The sequence below is a fragment of the Clostridium phoceensis genome (assembly GCF_001244495.1).
Taxonomy (GTDB): Bacteria; Bacillota; Clostridia; order Oscillospirales; family Oscillospiraceae; genus Lawsonibacter; species Lawsonibacter asaccharolyticus.
Map to the genome: position 1 here is coordinate 2996334 of NZ_LN866274.1, position 15247 is coordinate 3011580.

Below are 15247 nucleotides of genomic sequence, written 5' to 3' on the forward strand. Positions count from 1 at the left end.
ATAAGGAGGTATCCCTATGACGGAAGAAAGACTGGAACAGCTGGTGGAAGGGGCTGCCGGCAGATTTGACCGCTCCATGAACCGGGCCTGGGAGCACCGCCCGGTGCGGCTCATGGGCGGGGCCCTCTCCCTGCTCACCGGCGCCGGACTCATCGCCAAGGCCATGCCCCTGGCTCAGGAGGGCCGTGCCGCGGCGGCCAGGGTATGCCTGGCCGCCGGCAGCCTGGTCCTCCTGGCGGAGGCCGCCCGCATCCTGTTCCTCCGCCGGAAATGAGCATCCATTCTCTCGGGGAAAAGCGCCAGCCTGCCGTACTTGGCAGGCTGGCGCTTTTCAGTCACAGGGGGAGCGACGCTGTCTCCCCCGCCAGGCGGGCCCGCAGGCCGCTGTACCGGCGGGTCTGGCGGTTGTTAGCCACCATGCGGGCCACCACGCTCTCCTCCCCCACCACAATGAACAGGCTGCGGGCTCGGGTGATGGCCGTGTACAACACGCCCCGGGTGAGCAGCATGGGGGCCCCATCCAGGGCAGCCAGGATCACCGCCCGGTATTCGCTGCCCTGGGCCTTGTGGACCGTGACGGCATAGGCAGGCTCCAGCTCTCCCAGCATGTCCGGGGAATACTCTACGATCCGCCCCTCAAAGTCCACGGTGATGCACTCCCCCCGCGGGTCGATGGACTGGATGCGGCCGATGTCTCCGTTGAACACCCCCATCCCGGAGGCCGCGCCCCCGTCCTCCCTCCAGAGGATGTCGTAGTTGTTTTTCACCTGCATCACCCGGTCCCCCTCCCGGAAGAGGGTGTCGCCGAAGCGCCGCTCCCCCTTCTCCTCCGAGGGCGGATTCAGCGCCGCCTGGAGGGCCTGGTTCAGGGCGGAGGTGCCCGTCCCCCGCCTCCTGGTGGGGGAGAGCACCTGGATCTGGTCCGCCGGGATCCCCATCCGTTCCGGCAGGCGCCGGCGGCACAGGTCCACGATGGTCTCCGCCGCGCTCTGAGGGTCCCGGCGGGAGAGGAAAAAGAAGTCGTTATCGTTCTTCCGCAGGTCGGGCATCTCCCCCGCGTTCACCAGGTGTGCGTTGCGGACGATGGCGCTCTGGGCCGCCTGCCGGAAGATCTGGGTGAGCCGCACGGTGGGCACAGTCCCGCTGCGGATCAGGTCCCCGAACAGATTCCCCGGCCCCACGGAGGGCAGCTGGTCCGGGTCTCCCACCAGCACCAGCCGGCAGTCATTGCGCAGGGCGGCCAGCAGCGCCGCCATCAGAGGCACATCCACCATGGAGGTCTCGTCCACGATGACGGCGTCCGCCTTCAGAGGGTCGTCCTCCCCGTGGCTGAAGACCAGACGCCCACTGTGGGGGTCAAAGCCGGTCTCCAGCAGGCGGTGGATGGTGGATGCCTCCGTACCGCACAGCTCCCCCAGCCGCTTGGCCGCCCGGCCAGTGGGGGCCGCCAGGGCGGTCTCCAGCCCCAGGGTCTCGAACAGGGCCAGCACCCCCCGCAGGGAGGTGGTCTTACCGGTACCCGGCCCCCCGGTGAGGAGCATGACCTGCCGGCGGGCTGCCAGCTCCACCGCCTCCCGCTGCTGGGGTGCGTAACGGATTCCCTGGTCCCGCTGGATTCGGGCGATCAGCTTGTCCAGGTCGTCCGGCGGGAGCAGCTCGGACCGGCTCATCTCCCCGACGCGCCAGGCCACATAGCACTCCGCATCGTAAAGGGCGGGCAGATATACCCCATCCTCCCCCGCCACTGCCTCGCAGACCACCTCGCCCCGGCTGGCCAGGGCCTCCAGGCAGGGCTCCAGCAAGCCGCCGGACACGTCCAGCAGGATGGCGGTGGCCTCTATCAGCTTGCGCCGGGGCAGGAAGCTGTGTCCATTGTTCAGGTTGTGGGCCAGTTCAAAGAGCAGCCCCGCCTCCAGGCGCTGTGGGTCCTCCCCCCCCACCCCCAGAGACAGGGCCAGCTGATCCGCCTGGGAAAACTCTACACCGAACTCCTCCCCCACGATCAGATAGGGGTTGGAGCGCAGCACCTCCAGCGCCACATCCCCATAGGCCCGGTACAGGGCGGTCCCCAGGGTCAGCGGGAGTTGGTGTTCCCCCAAAAACTCCATCAGCCTCCGCATCCCCATCTGCTGGCGGAAGGACTCGCTGATCTGCCGGGCCCGCTTGGGGGTGATCCCCTTGATGGAGGCCAGCTTCTCCGGCTCCTCCTCCATCACCCGGAGGGCGTCCTCTCCGAACTCCTCCACCAAGCGGCGGGCAGTGGATTTGCCCACCCCCTTCACTGCGCCGGAGGCCAGGTAGTGGAAGACCTCCTTCAGGCTCTGGGGCAGGCGGCGCTCCACGATCTCTGCCTTAAACTGGGCGCCGTAGGTGGCGTGGCGCACCCAGCGCCCCTGCACCGACAGGTACTCCCCGGGGGAGACGCCGGGCATCTCCCCCACCAGGGTGAGCTCCTCGCCCCCCCGCTCCAGCCGGAGGATGGTGTAGCCGTTCTCCTCATTCTGAAAGATCAAAGAGGCCACGGTGCCCTCCACCAGTTCCAGCTCTCTGCCGTCCTCCAATTTTGGGCACCTCCTCTCTTGTATCAATGCGCCTCCGCCCCATCCTCCGGGCGGTACAGGTCCACCACCGGCCAGCGCAGGGCGAGCCGCTGGGCCACCGCCAGGCCCTCCCGGTCCAGACCCAGGTCCACGATGACCACCGGGCAGCGCAGCAGGCCCAGGCTCCTCAGCCACATCAGGGCGCGGACGCTCTGCTCCAGCCCCCCTCCGTCCCCCTGCCCCTCCAGGACGGCCAGGACCTCCTGCCCGGGGACCGGGCACACCAGCCGCCCCAGCAGGCACCAGACCAGTAGGCCCAGCCCCATCAGGCACAGGACGGTCAGCACGATCTCCCACACATATTCCATGCAGGCTCACCTCCGGCCCATCCTATGCCGGAAGCGCCGCCGGGGTTCAGGCGAACAGATTGATACCCACGTGGGTCAGAGCAGTCATGATGCACCCCGCCGTCATCACCCCCAGCACCACAGCGGGCAGGGCCTGTTTCAGCCGCATGTTCAGAAAGGCGGCCACCAGAGAGCCGGTCCATGCGCCGGTTCCGGGCAGGGGAATTGCCACAAAGATCCAAAGGCCCAGATACTGGTAGCGCCGCACCTTCTGTCCCTTCAGGTGGGCCTTCTCCTCCAGCTTGTCCACCATGCTGTTCAGGCGGGGCAGATGTCTGCGCATCCAGGCGAAGATGCGGCGGATGTACACGATAATGAAGGGGGCGGGGATCACGTTCCCGATCACCGCGGCGGGAAAGGCCAGCCAGTAGGGCAGGCCCAGGGCCACGCCGAAGGGGATGCCCCCTCTCAGCTCGATGATGGGGATCATAGACACCAGGGTGGTGAACAGGCATTTCCCCTCTGTAGTGTCGGTCAGCCACTGAAAAAGATCCATTCTGGTCTCCTGTCAAATCCGTATTTTGCCGCGCCGCGGCAAGCTGATAACCAATTTACACGATACCGGTCCATCCGTCAATCCCGGCCCAGCAAATAATCGGTGGTGACGCCGAAAAAGTCGGCCAGCTCCATCAGCTGGAGGGCAGAGAGATTGATCTTTCCATACTCGATCTTTTGATAATGTCCCTCTGTGCAGTCCAGCAGAGCGGCCATCTCTTTCTGGGTCATCTTTTTTTCGTTTCGCAGCGGCTTCAGCCGGCCCGCCAGCCCCGGAAGGATCACTTCTGTCATTTTTAATCTCCTCTTAACACATTATTAAATGATGTATTATAATAACATCGCAATATGATGTGTTTGAAGGACGCTGATTTGATATGGAAGACTTTCTATCTTGGTTCTATGAGCACTATATCAAAACTACCCTTTCCTCTCAGCCCCCAGATTTCGGGACTGCCTGCCGGGCCGACCTGCTCCGAAGCGTGCTGGACCCCTTTCTCCAGCAACAGCTGGAAGAGCTCAACCGCTTTTACGCCCTCCGCAGCTTCCGTCTGGGACTACGGACAGGACTGGCGCTGGCCCGGGACCTGGAGGATGGACCACTTACGCCCCCGCCACCTTCTGAGGGCGGTCTGCCATGACCGTCTCGTCCAGATATCGGGCAAAGCGCCGGTACTGTCCCTCGTCCCAGCCGCCGGGGAAGGTCATCACCTCCAGGGCGTGGCCGGAGAACTCCAGGCGGTAAGGGGGATGGATGTGGGGCCATGGGTTGGAGACAAGGCCCAGCCCCTCGTAAAAGCCCTTCCTGCGCCGGGATACCGGGTCCTCCGGAGGATCGATCTCCAGCACCACCGGGTCTCCCTCCGCCAGGAACTCACGCAGTGCCCGGCTGCCCCAGCTCTGGCCCCGCAGCTGCGGGGCGATGGCGAAATGCTCCACATAGCGGAAGCCGGGCCCGGCCCACCACATCAACAGCCCCACCCGTGTCTCCCCCTGACAGAGCAGGTCGCAGTGGTACTCCGGATGGCCCAGCACCCCCTCCTGCCGTTCCCGAAGGCGCTGCTCGTGGACGGGAAAGCTCTGCATATAGAGGTCATAGAGCCAGTCGAAGCCAGGATCGCCCGGGGCGATGATTCGGATGTGTTCCATAGGATCCTCCTCCTGATTTTCTGCGGCGCTCCGGCAAAGGCCGCCGGAGCGCTCCGCGCGTTATATATTATGATGGGTATATAGGGGGCCGTCCGGCCCGATGGGGGCATCCGGCTCTGCGGGGGCGCATTTATTTCCGATTCTCACGCAGGGACCCGCGGCCTGTCCGTTCTGTTGATCTGGCCCAGGCAGAAGGACGCGCCCTCACCGCTCCAGCATCTTTTTCAGATACCGCCCGGTGTAGCTCCGCTCACAGGCGGCCACTTCCTCCGGCGTGCCCGTGCAGACGATGGTGCCGCCGCCGTCGCCCCCCTCGGGGCCCAGGTCGATGACATGGTCGGCGGTCTTGATGACATCCAGGTTGTGCTCGATGACCACCACGGTGTTGCCCGCCTCCACCAGACGCTGGAGCACCTCGATGAGCCGGTGGACATCATAGCTGTGCAGGCCGGTGGTGGGCTCATCCAGGATATAGATGGTCTGGCCGGTGGAGCGCTTGGACAGCTCGGTGGCCAGCTTGACCCGCTGGGCCTCGCCGCCGGACAGCTCGGTGGAGGGCTGCCCCAGCTTGATATAGCTCAGCCCCACATCCATCAGGGTCTTGAGCCGCCCGTAGATCCGGGGCAGGTTCTCGAAGAAGGGGAGGGCCTCCTCCACTGTCATCTCCAGAACCTCATAGATATTTTTCCCCTTATACCGCACCTCCAGGGTCTCACGGTTGTACCGCTTGCCCTTGCACACCTCGCAGGGGACGTAGATGTCCGGCAGGAAGTGCATCTCGATCTTCAGCAGGCCGTCCCCCTGACATGCCTCGCACCGGCCGCCCCGCACATTGAAGGAGAAGCGGCCCGGGCCGTAGCCCCGGCTTTTAGCGTCCTGGGTGGAGGCGAACAGGTCCCGGATGTCGTTGAACAGCCCGGTGTAGGTGGCCGGATTGGACCGGGGCGTGCGCCCGATGGGGGACTGGTCGATGTTGATGACCTTGTCCAGGAACTCCTCCCCCTCCAGGCCGTCGTGTCTGCCCGGCCGGGTCTTGGCCCGGTTCAGGTCGCAGGCCAGCCGGTTATAGAGGATCTCGTTGACCAGGGAGGACTTTCCGCTGCCCGACACGCCGGTCACCGCAGTGAAGGTCCCCAGAGGGAAGGACACGTCGATGTGGCGCAGATTGTTCTCCGCCGCCCCCAGCACCTTCAGGTACTTTCCGTTCCCCTTCCGGCGCTGCTCCGGCACCGGGATCTTCCGCCGCCCGGAGAGGTAGTCGCCGGTGAGGGAGCCGGGGGTGTTCATGATCTCCTCCGCTGTGCCGCAGGCCACGATCTGTCCGCCGTGGACGCCGGCCCCGGGGCCCACGTCCACGATATAGTCGGCGGCCCGCATGGTGTCCTCATCGTGCTCCACCACCAGCAGGGTGTTGCCCAGGTCCCGCAGGTGCTTCATAGTCTCCAGCAGCATGTCATTGTCCCGCTGGTGCAGGCCGATGGAGGGCTCGTCCAGAATATACAGCACTCCCATCAGAGAGGAGCCGATCTGGGTGGCCAGCCGGATGCGCTGGCTCTCGCCGCCGGACAGGCTGGCGGCGCTGCGGGACAGGGTCAGGTACTGGAGCCCCACCGACCGCAGGAAGCCCAGCCGCTCCCGGATCTCCTTCAGGATCCGCTGGGCGATGCGCATCTGGGTCTCAGTCAGGGTCAGCTGATCCACGAACTCCAGGGCGTCGTCCACTGATTTGTGGGTGAAGGCGTCGATATCGATCCCCCCCACGGTGACCGCCAGAGACTCCTTGCGCAGGCGGCGGCCCTTACAGGTGGGACACGGGCACTCGCTCATGCACTCCTCCAGCTCGCGCTTTACAGAGTCGGACTGAGTTTCCCGGTAGCGGCGCTCCAGGTTGTTGACAATACCCTCAAACGCCTGATACAGGGTCCCCTTCCCCCGGGGCTGGTCGTAGTAGAGGGTCAGCTTCTCCCCGTTGGTGCCGTAGAGGATGGCGTCCAGCGCCTCCGGAGGCAGGTCCTTCACCGGGGTGTTCAGCTTGAATTTGTACCGCTTGGCCAGGGCGTCAAAGTACATCCGGGAGATGCCGTCCGACTTGATGCTACTCCAGCCGGAGGCGGTAATGGCCCCCTCGATGATGGACAGGTTTTTATTGGGGATGATGCGCTCCGGGTCGATCTTCATCTGGCTGCCCAGGCCGGTGCAGGTGGGGCAGGCGCCGAAGGGGTTGTTGAAGGAGAACATGCGGGGGGTGAGCTCCTCGATGGAGACGCCGCAGTCCTCGCAGGCGTAGTTCTGGGAAAACAGGATATCCCGGTCCTCCCCCACCACGTTGACGATCACCAGCCCCCCCGCCAGGGAGGCGGCGGTCTCCACCGAATCTGTGAGACGGCGGGCGATGTCCTCCCGGATCACCAGACGGTCCACCACGATCTCAATGTCGTGCTTCTTGTTCTTTTCCAGCTTGATCTCCTCGCTGAGATCATAGGCGATGCCATCCACCCGGCAGCGGACATAGCCCGACTTGCGGGCGTCCTCGAAGATCTTGGCGTGCTCCCCCTTCTTGCCCCGGATCACCGGGGCCATGATCTGGATGCGGGTGGCCTCGGGCAGCGCCATCACCTGATCGATGATCTGGTCGATGGTCTGCTGTTTGATCTCCTTGCCGCAGATGGGGCAGTGGGGGGTGCCCACCCGGGCCCACAGCAGACGGAGGTAGTCATAGATCTCCGTCACGGTGCCCACAGTGGAGCGGGGGTTCTTGCTGGTGGTCTTCTGGTCGATAGAGATGGCGGGTGAGAGCCCGTCGATATAGTCCACGTCGGGCTTCTCCATCTGGCCCAGGAACATGCGGGCGTAGGAGCTGAGGGACTCCACATACCGCCGCTGTCCCTCGGCATAGATGGTGTCGAAGGCCAGGGAGGATTTTCCCGAACCGGACAGCCCGGTGAGGACCACCAGCTTGTCCCGCGGGATGTCCACATCAATGTTTTTCAGGTTGTTCACCCGGGCGCCCTTGACAAAAATATGACTGTGCATTTTGGTTTCTCCTTTGGTAACGCCTGTATGCGCAGGCAGATGACACTGGGGTCGAGGTTTGACTGGGAAATGGCTTGAATGTTCATTCTACAGAGGATCAGGCACACGCCCGCCAAGATCAGCCCCCCGGCTTTTCCCTGCTCTTCCCGCCCGGCGGGGGGGGGGGCGGGGATCGTTTTTACTGCTCCCGGTCGTCGCTGCGGCCCACCAGGTAGTCCAGGCTGACCTGAAAGAAGTCCGCCAGTTTGATCAGTGTCAGTCCGGGAACGTTAATCTCTCCGTACTCCATTTTCTGATAATTTCGGTCTGTACATTCCAAAAACCGGGCCATTTCCTTTTGTTTGAGTTTTCTTTCTTTCCGCAGTTCTTTCAGCCGCCGCCCCAGGGGCAGCATGATCTTTTCCATCCTGCCAATCTCCCTCTTGACACCAATTCTAAATTCGCCTATAATTTAGTCATAATTAAATTATTACTTTTGGGTGGTACTCTATGTATGACACACTTTCCCTGCTCTATGAGCTGGTCATCCAAAAATTCCCCTATGAGCCCCGCTCCCCCACAGAGGACGGGCTTCTGGAGCGGCTGGAGCAGGCCCAGGAGAAGGTCCGCTCCTGTTCCTAGGCCGACCAGGATCTGCTCTTCCATCTCACTGACAGCATGGAGATCTTAGCCTCCTTCCAGGCCCAACACGCCTTCACGCTGGGCCTGGACCTGGGGCTTTCCCTCTCCCGGGAGCTGTCCCAGTTCCAGGAGAAGCCGTAAGCCGGGAGGCCGGCATTTCTTTCGGCCGCTCCTCCGGCCTGGGCGGTCGGGCGTGGACAACCAGGTCGGGGCGGACCGCGCCCCAGCGCCGGTAGTTTTCCCGGCCCTGTCGGAGGGTCAGGCCGCGGTTCTCATCGCTGGGATCGTCCTCCCCCGGGTCGAACACGTCGTTTTCCCAGAAGCACACCGGGCAGATGTAGGCTATGGCCTCCTCTTTGGGGGCGGGAAAGGTCAGATACCCGCAGCACGGGCAGGGGTAGATACCCGTGGGCTCCTCAGGTCCCGGCCCCGGCTCTGATCCCGGTACGGACGCATCGGGGCGGTCATCCGCCCCGCCGATGATGAAATGGTCATTCTTGACCTCTGGGAGATAGAGAAACTTGGGCGGCTTTTCCTGCTGCTCCATCTTATCCCCTCCTCACAAAGCGGTCACAGCCGGCCGATTGCAGAACATCTGGGTATATCAGTTTCTTTTCCTCACACTGTCACGTCCGCCGTGGTCCCGCCCACCAGCTCGATCAGGTCCGCTGGGGACAGCTCCACCTGGAAGCCGATCTTTCCGGCGGAGACCATGATGGTGTCCAGGATCTCCGCCGTCTCATGGAAGACGGTGGGGAACTGCTTCTTCATGCCGATGGGGGAGCACCCCCCGTGGACATAGCCGGTCAGGGGGAGCAGCTCCCTGCTGTGGAGCATGGCGATGGACTTCTCCCCCACCGCCTTAGCCGCTTTTTTCAGGTCCAGCGTGTCTGTCACCGGGATGTCAAAGACGTAGTATCCCCCGGATGCCCCCCGGGTCACCAGCGTCTTGAAGACCCGCTCCGGGTCCTGCCCCAGGGAGCGGGCCACCGTCACCCCGTCGGGGGCCTCGCCGTCCCCGTGGGGATAGGCGTGGGGGGTGTAGGGAATCTTCTTCTGGTCCAGGACCCGCATGACGTTGGTTTTTTCCTCTTTTACCTTAGCCATTATGTCCTTCCCCTCTCCTCGCTCAGCACGGCGGTCCAGGCGGACATGCGCCGTCCGTTCTTCATAGACACGCCCGCGTTGTGATAGCTGCCGTCCGCCTGGAGGGTCAGCACCTCACAGCCGGAGTACACCCGGTCCCGTGAGACATAGCGGGACAGGATACTCTCTCCCGCCAGCTCGAAAGTACCCTCCAGCACGCCCAGCACCGGGTTGAAGGACTGCCAGGTCAGGGTAAAGGGGCGGTCCGTCTCCCGGATGACATAGCGGTTCGTGAATCGGACCGGAGCGGGCCCGGACACCTCCATCCAGCCGTCCAGATGCCGCTCCGCCCCCTCCTGGACCAGCTCTGTCTCCCCGGCCAGGGGAAAGGAGCGGCCCGTCTCGTCGTAGTAGGTCCCTTCCGCCCGCCAGCGGCCGGGACGGAGCAGATAGGTGTGTTCCACAGTAACTACACTCCCTCATTCTGGCAGTAGTAACAGTCCTCCCGCCACTTGGCAGGATTCGTGTCGATGTAGTTCCAAATGCGGAGATAGTCCGCCTCGCCGCGGACGATGTGGTCGTGATAGCCCTTTTGCCAGACGGGAGACCTGGCACATTTGGTGACCGTCTCTTTCATTGCTTTGATGATCCGGGGAACCGCTCCGACGGGAGTAGGGGCGCACAGTGTGCGCCCGGTTCCCTCGATACGCAACATAAGGTGGATATGATTGGGCATGACTACATATTTTTCCACAAAAACATACGGATAATGATTTGGAATACTTTGAATTGCCCGTTCCGTAATTTCCCCGATTTCTGTGAGAGGCGGAATTTCCGATGCGGGCGCACACTGTGCGCCCCTACGCAAAATTGGCTGCCGCCCAGCTGTGCAAATGGTGATGAAATAACACCCCGGCTGGCTGTAATCGTATCCGGTCAAACGGTTCGGCTTCCGTTTCGGGAGCAGCTCCATAGAATTCTTCTCACTTCCCCCGCAGTTCGATGATCTGATCTCTCAAAGTTGCCGCCAGCTCGAACTCCAGCATCTTGGCCGCCTCTTTCATGGCCTTCTCCAGGCGGGCGATCTCGGCGGCCTTCTCCTGCCTGGTCATGGCCTTGACCCTGCCCTGGCGCTGGTTGGAGGCCACGTCCTCCGCCGTGGCGGAGGTCTCCAGCAGCTCCCGCACCGACTTGATGACCGTTCTGGGGACGATGCCGTGGGCCTTGTTGAAGGCGTCCTGCTTCTCCCGGCGGCGCTCCGTCTCGTCGATGGCCCGGCGCATGGAGGGGGTGATGGTGTCCGCGTACATCACCACCATGCCGTCGGCGTTCCGGGCGGCCCGGCCGATGGTCTGGATGAGGGAAGTCTCGGACCGGAGGAAGCCCTCCTTGTCCGCGTCCAGGATGGCCACCAGGGAGACCTCGGGCAGGTCCAGGCCCTCCCGGAGCAGATTGATGCCCACCAGCACGTCGAAGGTGCCCAGCCGCAGGTCCCGGATGATCTCCATCCGCTCGATGGTGTCGATGTCGTGGTGCATATAGCGCACCTTGATTCCCGCGTTCTGGAGGTAGGCGGTCAGGTCCTCCGCCATCCGCTTGGTCAGGGTTGTGACCAGCACCCGCTCGCTCCGCTGGGTGCGCTGGTTGATCTCCCCGATCAGGTCGTCGATCTGGCCCTCCACCGGCCTGACCTCGATCCTGGGGTCCAGCAGCCCGGTGGGCCGGATCACCTGCTCCACGATCTGGCCCGAGCGGGTGCGCTCATACTCCCCCGGGGTGGCGGAGACATAGACCACCTGGTTGAGCCGCTTTTCAAATTCCTCAAATTTCAGCGGCCGGTTGTCAAAGGCGCAGGGGAGCCGGAAGCCGTAATCCACCAGGGTGGTCTTTCGGGCCCGGTCCCCGTTATACATGGCCCGCACCTGGGGCAGGGTGACGTGGCTCTCGTCGATGAAGAGGACGAAGTCTTTGGGGAAGTAGTCCAGCAGGGTGTGGGGGGGCGAGCCCACGGGCCGCCCCTCAATGACCCGGGAATAGTTCTCGATGCCGGAGCAGTAGCCAAGCTCCTGCATCATCTCTACGTCGTACATGGTGCGCTGCTTCAGCCGCTGGGCCTCCACCAGCTTGCCCTCTCCCTCGAAGAAGGCCACCCGCTCCTCCAGTTCCTTGTAGATCTCCTGGATAGCGGCGTCCATCTTCTCCTTGGGGGTGACATAGTGGGTGGCCGGCCAGATGGGGATGTTGTTCAGCCGGCGGATGGGGGTGCCGGTGACCACGTTGATCTCGCTGATGCGGTCGATCTCGTCCCCGAAAAACTCCACCCGCAGGGCGGTATCCTTCCAATAGGCGGGCCAGATCTCCACCGTGTCCCCCCGGACCCGGAACATGTTGCGGTCAAAGGCGATATCGTTGCGTTCATAGCGGATGGCCACCAGCTTTTTCAGCAGCTCGTCCCGCTCCAGGGTGGCCCCCACCCGCAGGGAGACCATCATCTTGGCGAAGTCCTCCGGCTCGCCCAGACCGTAGATACAGGAGACGGAGGAGACCACAATCACGTCCCTCCGCTCCATCAGGGAGGCGGTGGCGGACAGCCTCAGCCGGTCGATCTCCTCGTTGATGGCGGAATCCTTTTCGATGAAGGTGTCTGTGTGGGGGATATAGGCCTCCGGCTGGTAGTAGTCGTAGTAGGAGACGAAGTACTCCACCGCGTTGTGGGGAAAGAACTCCCGGAACTCGGCACACAGCTGGGCGGCCAGGGTCTTGTTGTGGGCCAGCACAAGGGTGGGCCGCTGGACCTTTTCGATGATCTTGGCCATGGTGAAGGTCTTGCCCGAGCCGGTGACGCCCAGCAGCGTCTGCTCGTCCAGCCCCATCTCCAGTCCGCTGGCCAGGGCCTCGATGGCCTCCGGCTGATCCCCGCTGGGGGTGTATTCTGAAACCACTTCAAATCTGGGCATAGCCGTCCCTCCTGTTCCTCCCGGGCCGCTCTTCGTCCGCCCTATTATAATAAAACAAATGTTCTAAGTCAAGGCCCTGTCCACAGAGGGACAGGGCCCAGGCATCACTTCATCATCCCGCTGTCCCGCATGGACACCATATCCCCGTCCACAAAGACCAGGTGATCCAGCAGCTCGATGCCCACCCCCGCCAGGGCCGTCCGCATGGTCTGAGTTGTGGAGATGTCCACCGGGGAGGGGAAGGCCAGGTTGCTGATGTGGTTGTGGGCCAGATAGATCTGGGGCGCCCGGAGGGCGGCTGCCTCCTCCATGATCCGGCGCAGATTGATGTTGGCGGCGCAGATGCTGCCCTCCGCCACCTTCCGCACCCCCAGAGGCTTGTTCTTCCCATCCAGCGCAAGCAGGTAGATCATCTCGTTCCTGGCCCCGAAGAAGTAGGGCTCCAGCAGTGCGTAGGCGTCTTCCGTCCGGCGCACCGGCTCCCCCAGGTCCGCCCGGCTCTGGAGGTAGCGCGCCCCTGCCGCCGGGATCAGCTTGAGCAGGACAGCGGTGTGCTGCCCCACTCCGGGCACCCGGCACAGCTCCTCCTCCGCGGCGTCCAGCACCCCGGCCAGCGAGCCGAACCTCTCCACCAGCTCGTGGGCCAGCCCGTTCACATCCCCCTGGGGGATGGCGTAGTACAGCAGCAGTTCCAGGACCCGGTGGTCCGGCCAGCCCGCCAGTCCCCGGGCGGAGAATTCATCTTTCACCCGCTGCCGGTGCCCTGTATGGATGGATCTGCGCCTCTCCGCCATCCCTGCTCCCTCTCTTTCTCTGTCCTCTTTTGCCGTGCTCAGGCCCTGGCCCCGTACTCCTCCAGATAGGCCTCCATTCAAAACGCGGGCGGTCCCTGCGGGGACCGCTTTGCGCATTCGCGCGCCGCGTTTTCCGGGGGGCACCAGTTCCCCCCGGAGGCCCCCCTCCGCTCTCCGAGGGGACGGGGAATTTTTTGGCTCAGCCCTTGGCCCCGTACTCCTCCAGATAGGCTTCCATTTTCGCCTTCATCTCGTCGTCGATATAGACCTTGCCGTCGATGGAGTTGTTGTGGAGGAAGGCGATGACCTCCCGCACGGTGACGATGGGGAAGACCTGAATGCCGTAGTCCTGGCGCAGCTCATCCAGGGTGGAGCACTCCCGGGTGCCCCGCTCCATCCGGTCCACCGAGACGAACAGGGCTTTGATGTTCACGTCGGCCACATGCTTGAACAGCTCGATGGACTCGCGCACGGCGGTGCCGGCGGTGACTACGTCCTCCACGATGGCCACGTCGTCCCCGTCCTGGGGCTTGTAGCCCACCATGGAACCGCCCTCGCCGTGGTCCTTGGCCTCCTTGCGGTTGAAGCAGTAGGGCAGATCCCGGTCATAATTGCGGTACAGGGAGGCGGCGGCAGACACCGCCAGGGGGATGCCCTTGTAGGCCGGTCCGAACAGGCAGGTAATGCCGTCTGGCATGTGCTCCTGGATACAGGCAGCGTAGTAGTCCCCCAGCTTGGCCGCCTGGGCACCGGTCTTGTAGTTTCCGGTATTGACAAAATAGGGGGTCTTGCGGCCGGATTTGGTGGTGAAGTCCCCGAAGGTGAGCACGCCGGAGCGCACCATGAACGTGATAAATTCTTCCTTGTAGGTCATACAAAATCCCTCATTCCATTCATTGTCCTCCCCTGTCAGGCCCGCCGCCCCGACGGGCCTGATCTCTTGGGGGAAATCGTATTATTATACCACTTTTTTTGCTCAGGTACAAGAACTCCATCCTGTGGAAGCCCGGAAAGTTTTTTCCGTTCCGCCTGTCTCCCTGTGAAATACTGGTGACAGCATCTGTTCTGTGTGTTATAATTTTCAGACAGCAGGCATATCCGAATCCCCAGGGTCGGGCCTGTCCGTTCCCCATTCTGTTTTCTGCCGGGACGCCTCATACTTTGTGCTGACATCTGAAAGGATACCGTATCATGCAGCCGGAACATCTGATCCGCAGCGTTCTCCCTGTTATCCTGCTCATTATTTTTGGCTTTTGGCTCCAAAAACGCCATTATTTTTCGGAAGAGACCGTTCAGGGTGTGACAAAGCTGGTCTCAGATTATCTGATCCCCTGTACCATCTTCACCACCTTTATTGGGCTGGATCTGCGCCCCGAGCATTTTGGGCTGGCCGCCTGCACCTTTCTGATCCAGCTTCTGCTCCTGGGGCTGGGCTTTCTCACCGCGCGCCTGTTCCATTTCAAACGCCGCTTCGCTCCCCTCTATCCTTGTGCCTTTGCCTTCGGCTTCATGGCCATTCCTCTTTTCTCCACTGTGTTCGGCCTGGAAAATATGGGGTATCTCACCAGCATGGGAGTGGGGCATGAGCTGTTTATCGGTCTAGTCTTCATGCCGGTCGCCCGGATCTATCTAAAGGGAGAGACCGCCGGACCGCGTCAAATCGGAAAAAACCTTTTATCTCCACTGTTTGTCATGATCTTCCTGGCCCTGGCACTTCAGCTTCTGGGCATACGGGACGCCGTTTCCGCCACAGACCTGGGCGGCGGCGTGATCGACACCATCTCCAAGCTGGGCGGCATCAGCTCCACCCTGATCCTGATCACAGTGGGCTACCGGATCCATATGGACAATCCGGACAAGATTCGGGAGAGCCTGCGCCTGGTCGCCTGGCGCTATCTTCTGATCTTCTCCGTCAGCTATGGGGTCAAATTTTTCCTGATGGACCCCATGGTGGGGCAGGATTTCTATTTTAATGCCGCGTTCTTTACCTTGATCTCCCAGCACGGTTCTGTCATCCTCAACGCCTACATCTCGGAGTATGGCTCTTTGGAGGACTCCCAGATCGCCAGCAACGCCTTCGCCAGCAACGCAGTCATAGGTATGGCCCTGTTTGTCCTCTATGTGTGCCTCCTTCCCCTCCTCTGGTCCTGAAGGAGGACGCCCTC

Annotated in this window: 18 protein-coding genes; 4 read left to right on the top strand and 14 right to left on the bottom strand. The window is 62.6% G+C overall.

What is annotated here, in order from left to right:
• Positions 1-16 precede the first annotated feature (16 nt).
• Complete coding sequence (locus BN1969_RS15460) at positions 17-274, top strand: hypothetical protein (RefSeq protein WP_050625099.1); 258 nt, start codon at positions 17-19, stop codon at positions 272-274.
• A 61-nt stretch (positions 275-335) separates the two neighbouring features.
• Here the strand turns inward: BN1969_RS15460 and recD2 are convergent, their stop codons facing one another.
• The 4 genes from recD2 to BN1969_RS15480 all read right to left on the bottom strand — a co-directional run bounded on the left by recD2 (position 336) and on the right by BN1969_RS15480 (position 3736).
• Positions 336-2561: an SF1B family DNA helicase RecD2 gene (recD2, locus tag BN1969_RS15465; RefSeq protein WP_050625100.1), complete on the bottom strand. Its 2226-nt coding sequence runs from the start codon at positions 2559-2561 to the stop codon at positions 336-338.
• Between the two features lie 23 nt (positions 2562-2584).
• A complete protein-coding gene (locus BN1969_RS15470) occupies positions 2585-2908 on the bottom strand; it encodes a hypothetical protein (protein WP_050625101.1) in 324 nt (107 codons plus the stop codon).
• A gap of 46 nt (positions 2909-2954) precedes the next feature.
• Entirely contained in the window at positions 2955-3443 is a 489-nt protein-coding gene (locus BN1969_RS15475) for a COG2426 family protein (RefSeq protein ID WP_077138786.1), read from the bottom strand.
• 77 nt (positions 3444-3520) lie between these two features.
• Positions 3521-3736, bottom strand: coding sequence for a helix-turn-helix domain-containing protein (locus BN1969_RS15480; RefSeq protein ID WP_050625102.1), 216 nt, complete (start codon positions 3734-3736; stop codon positions 3521-3523).
• Between the two features lie 83 nt (positions 3737-3819).
• On the opposite strand from BN1969_RS15480, the gene BN1969_RS18110 reads away from it, so the two are divergent.
• Positions 3820-4083: a hypothetical protein gene (locus BN1969_RS18110; protein WP_147577124.1), complete on the top strand. Its 264-nt coding sequence runs from the start codon at positions 3820-3822 to the stop codon at positions 4081-4083.
• Here BN1969_RS18110 and BN1969_RS15485 read toward each other — a convergent pair.
• From BN1969_RS15485 to BN1969_RS15495, 3 genes are all read right to left on the bottom strand, one after another.
• The gene (locus BN1969_RS15485) at positions 4046-4591 is read right to left on the bottom strand and encodes a GNAT family N-acetyltransferase (RefSeq protein WP_050625103.1); all 546 of its coding nucleotides are present in this window, start codon (positions 4589-4591) and stop codon (positions 4046-4048) included. The genes BN1969_RS18110 and BN1969_RS15485 overlap by 38 nt on opposite strands.
• Positions 4592-4795: 204 nt before the next feature.
• Positions 4796-7624: an excinuclease ABC subunit UvrA gene (uvrA, locus tag BN1969_RS15490; protein ID WP_050625104.1), complete on the bottom strand. Its 2829-nt coding sequence runs from the start codon at positions 7622-7624 to the stop codon at positions 4796-4798.
• A 178-nt stretch (positions 7625-7802) separates the two neighbouring features.
• The gene (locus BN1969_RS15495) at positions 7803-8030 is read right to left on the bottom strand and encodes a helix-turn-helix domain-containing protein (protein ID WP_187120356.1); all 228 of its coding nucleotides are present in this window, start codon (positions 8028-8030) and stop codon (positions 7803-7805) included.
• Between the two features lie 83 nt (positions 8031-8113).
• Here BN1969_RS15495 and BN1969_RS18940 point away from each other — a divergent pair, with 83 nt between their 5' ends.
• Positions 8114-8245, top strand: coding sequence for a hypothetical protein (locus BN1969_RS18940; RefSeq protein WP_272867235.1), 132 nt, complete (start codon positions 8114-8116; stop codon positions 8243-8245).
• A 73-nt stretch (positions 8246-8318) separates the two neighbouring features.
• Here BN1969_RS18940 and BN1969_RS17360 read toward each other — a convergent pair whose 3' ends face one another.
• From BN1969_RS17360 to pyrE, 7 genes are all read right to left on the bottom strand, one after another.
• Complete coding sequence (locus tag BN1969_RS17360; RefSeq protein WP_077138787.1) at positions 8319-8792, bottom strand: CPCC family cysteine-rich protein; 474 nt, start codon at positions 8790-8792, stop codon at positions 8319-8321.
• A gap of 71 nt (positions 8793-8863) precedes the next feature.
• Positions 8864-9352 (bottom strand): Cys-tRNA(Pro) deacylase, encoded by a 489-nt coding sequence (gene ybaK, locus BN1969_RS15505; protein ID WP_050625105.1) that lies wholly within the window; start codon positions 9350-9352, stop codon positions 8864-8866.
• Complete coding sequence (locus BN1969_RS15510) at positions 9352-9795, bottom strand: hypothetical protein (RefSeq protein WP_050625106.1); 444 nt, start codon at positions 9793-9795, stop codon at positions 9352-9354. Before BN1969_RS15510 ends, ybaK begins: the two co-directional genes overlap by 1 nt.
• 5 nt (positions 9796-9800) lie before the next feature.
• Positions 9801-10067: a transposase gene (locus BN1969_RS18735; protein ID WP_242850361.1), complete on the bottom strand. Its 267-nt coding sequence runs from the start codon at positions 10065-10067 to the stop codon at positions 9801-9803.
• A gap of 247 nt (positions 10068-10314) precedes the next feature.
• The gene (uvrB, locus tag BN1969_RS15520; RefSeq protein WP_050625108.1) at positions 10315-12288 is read right to left on the bottom strand and encodes an excinuclease ABC subunit UvrB; all 1974 of its coding nucleotides are present in this window, start codon (positions 12286-12288) and stop codon (positions 10315-10317) included.
• 104 nt (positions 12289-12392) lie between these two features.
• Complete coding sequence (locus tag BN1969_RS15525) at positions 12393-13082, bottom strand: JAB domain-containing protein (protein WP_050625109.1); 690 nt, start codon at positions 13080-13082, stop codon at positions 12393-12395.
• Between the two features lie 199 nt (positions 13083-13281).
• Positions 13282-13956 carry an orotate phosphoribosyltransferase gene (pyrE, locus tag BN1969_RS15530; RefSeq protein WP_050625110.1) on the bottom strand — a complete coding sequence of 225 codons (675 nt, stop codon included), beginning with the start codon at positions 13954-13956 and terminating at the stop codon, positions 13282-13284.
• A 317-nt stretch (positions 13957-14273) separates the two neighbouring features.
• On the opposite strand from pyrE, the gene BN1969_RS15535 reads away from it, so the two are divergent.
• Positions 14274-15233 carry an AEC family transporter gene (locus BN1969_RS15535; protein ID WP_050625111.1) on the top strand — a complete coding sequence of 320 codons (960 nt, stop codon included), beginning with the start codon at positions 14274-14276 and terminating at the stop codon, positions 15231-15233.
• Positions 15234-15247: the final 14 nt, after the last annotated feature.

Excerpts from the sequence above, each read along its gene's own strand:
- BN1969_RS15460 (WP_050625099.1), top strand. The coding sequence starts at position 17 with ATGACGGAAGAAAGACTGGAACAGCTGGTGGAAGGGGCTGCCGGCAGA.
- BN1969_RS15470 (WP_050625101.1), bottom strand. The coding sequence starts at position 2,908 with ATGGAATATGTGTGGGAGATCGTGCTGACCGTCCTGTGCCTGATGGGG.
- BN1969_RS15475 (WP_077138786.1), bottom strand. The coding sequence starts at position 3,443 with ATGGATCTTTTTCAGTGGCTGACCGACACTACAGAGGGGAAATGCCTG.
- BN1969_RS15480 (WP_050625102.1), bottom strand. The coding sequence starts at position 3,736 with ATGACAGAAGTGATCCTTCCGGGGCTGGCGGGCCGGCTGAAGCCGCTG.
- BN1969_RS18110 (WP_147577124.1), top strand. The coding sequence starts at position 3,820 with ATGGAAGACTTTCTATCTTGGTTCTATGAGCACTATATCAAAACTACC.
- BN1969_RS15485 (WP_050625103.1), bottom strand. The coding sequence starts at position 4,591 with ATGGAACACATCCGAATCATCGCCCCGGGCGATCCTGGCTTCGACTGG.
- uvrA (WP_050625104.1), bottom strand. The coding sequence starts at position 7,624 with ATGCACAGTCATATTTTTGTCAAGGGCGCCCGGGTGAACAACCTGAAA.
- BN1969_RS15495 (WP_187120356.1), bottom strand. The coding sequence starts at position 8,030 with ATGGAAAAGATCATGCTGCCCCTGGGGCGGCGGCTGAAAGAACTGCGG.
- BN1969_RS18940 (WP_272867235.1), top strand. The coding sequence starts at position 8,114 with ATGTATGACACACTTTCCCTGCTCTATGAGCTGGTCATCCAAAAATTC.
- BN1969_RS17360 (WP_077138787.1), bottom strand. The coding sequence starts at position 8,792 with ATGGAGCAGCAGGAAAAGCCGCCCAAGTTTCTCTATCTCCCAGAGGTC.
- ybaK (WP_050625105.1), bottom strand. The coding sequence starts at position 9,352 with ATGGCTAAGGTAAAAGAGGAAAAAACCAACGTCATGCGGGTCCTGGAC.
- BN1969_RS18735 (WP_242850361.1), bottom strand. The coding sequence starts at position 10,067 with ATGCCCAATCATATCCACCTTATGTTGCGTATCGAGGGAACCGGGCGC.
- uvrB (WP_050625108.1), bottom strand. The coding sequence starts at position 12,288 with ATGCCCAGATTTGAAGTGGTTTCAGAATACACCCCCAGCGGGGATCAG.
- BN1969_RS15525 (WP_050625109.1), bottom strand. The coding sequence starts at position 13,082 with ATGGCGGAGAGGCGCAGATCCATCCATACAGGGCACCGGCAGCGGGTG.
- pyrE (WP_050625110.1), bottom strand. The coding sequence starts at position 13,956 with ATGACCTACAAGGAAGAATTTATCACGTTCATGGTGCGCTCCGGCGTG.
- BN1969_RS15535 (WP_050625111.1), top strand. The coding sequence starts at position 14,274 with ATGCAGCCGGAACATCTGATCCGCAGCGTTCTCCCTGTTATCCTGCTC.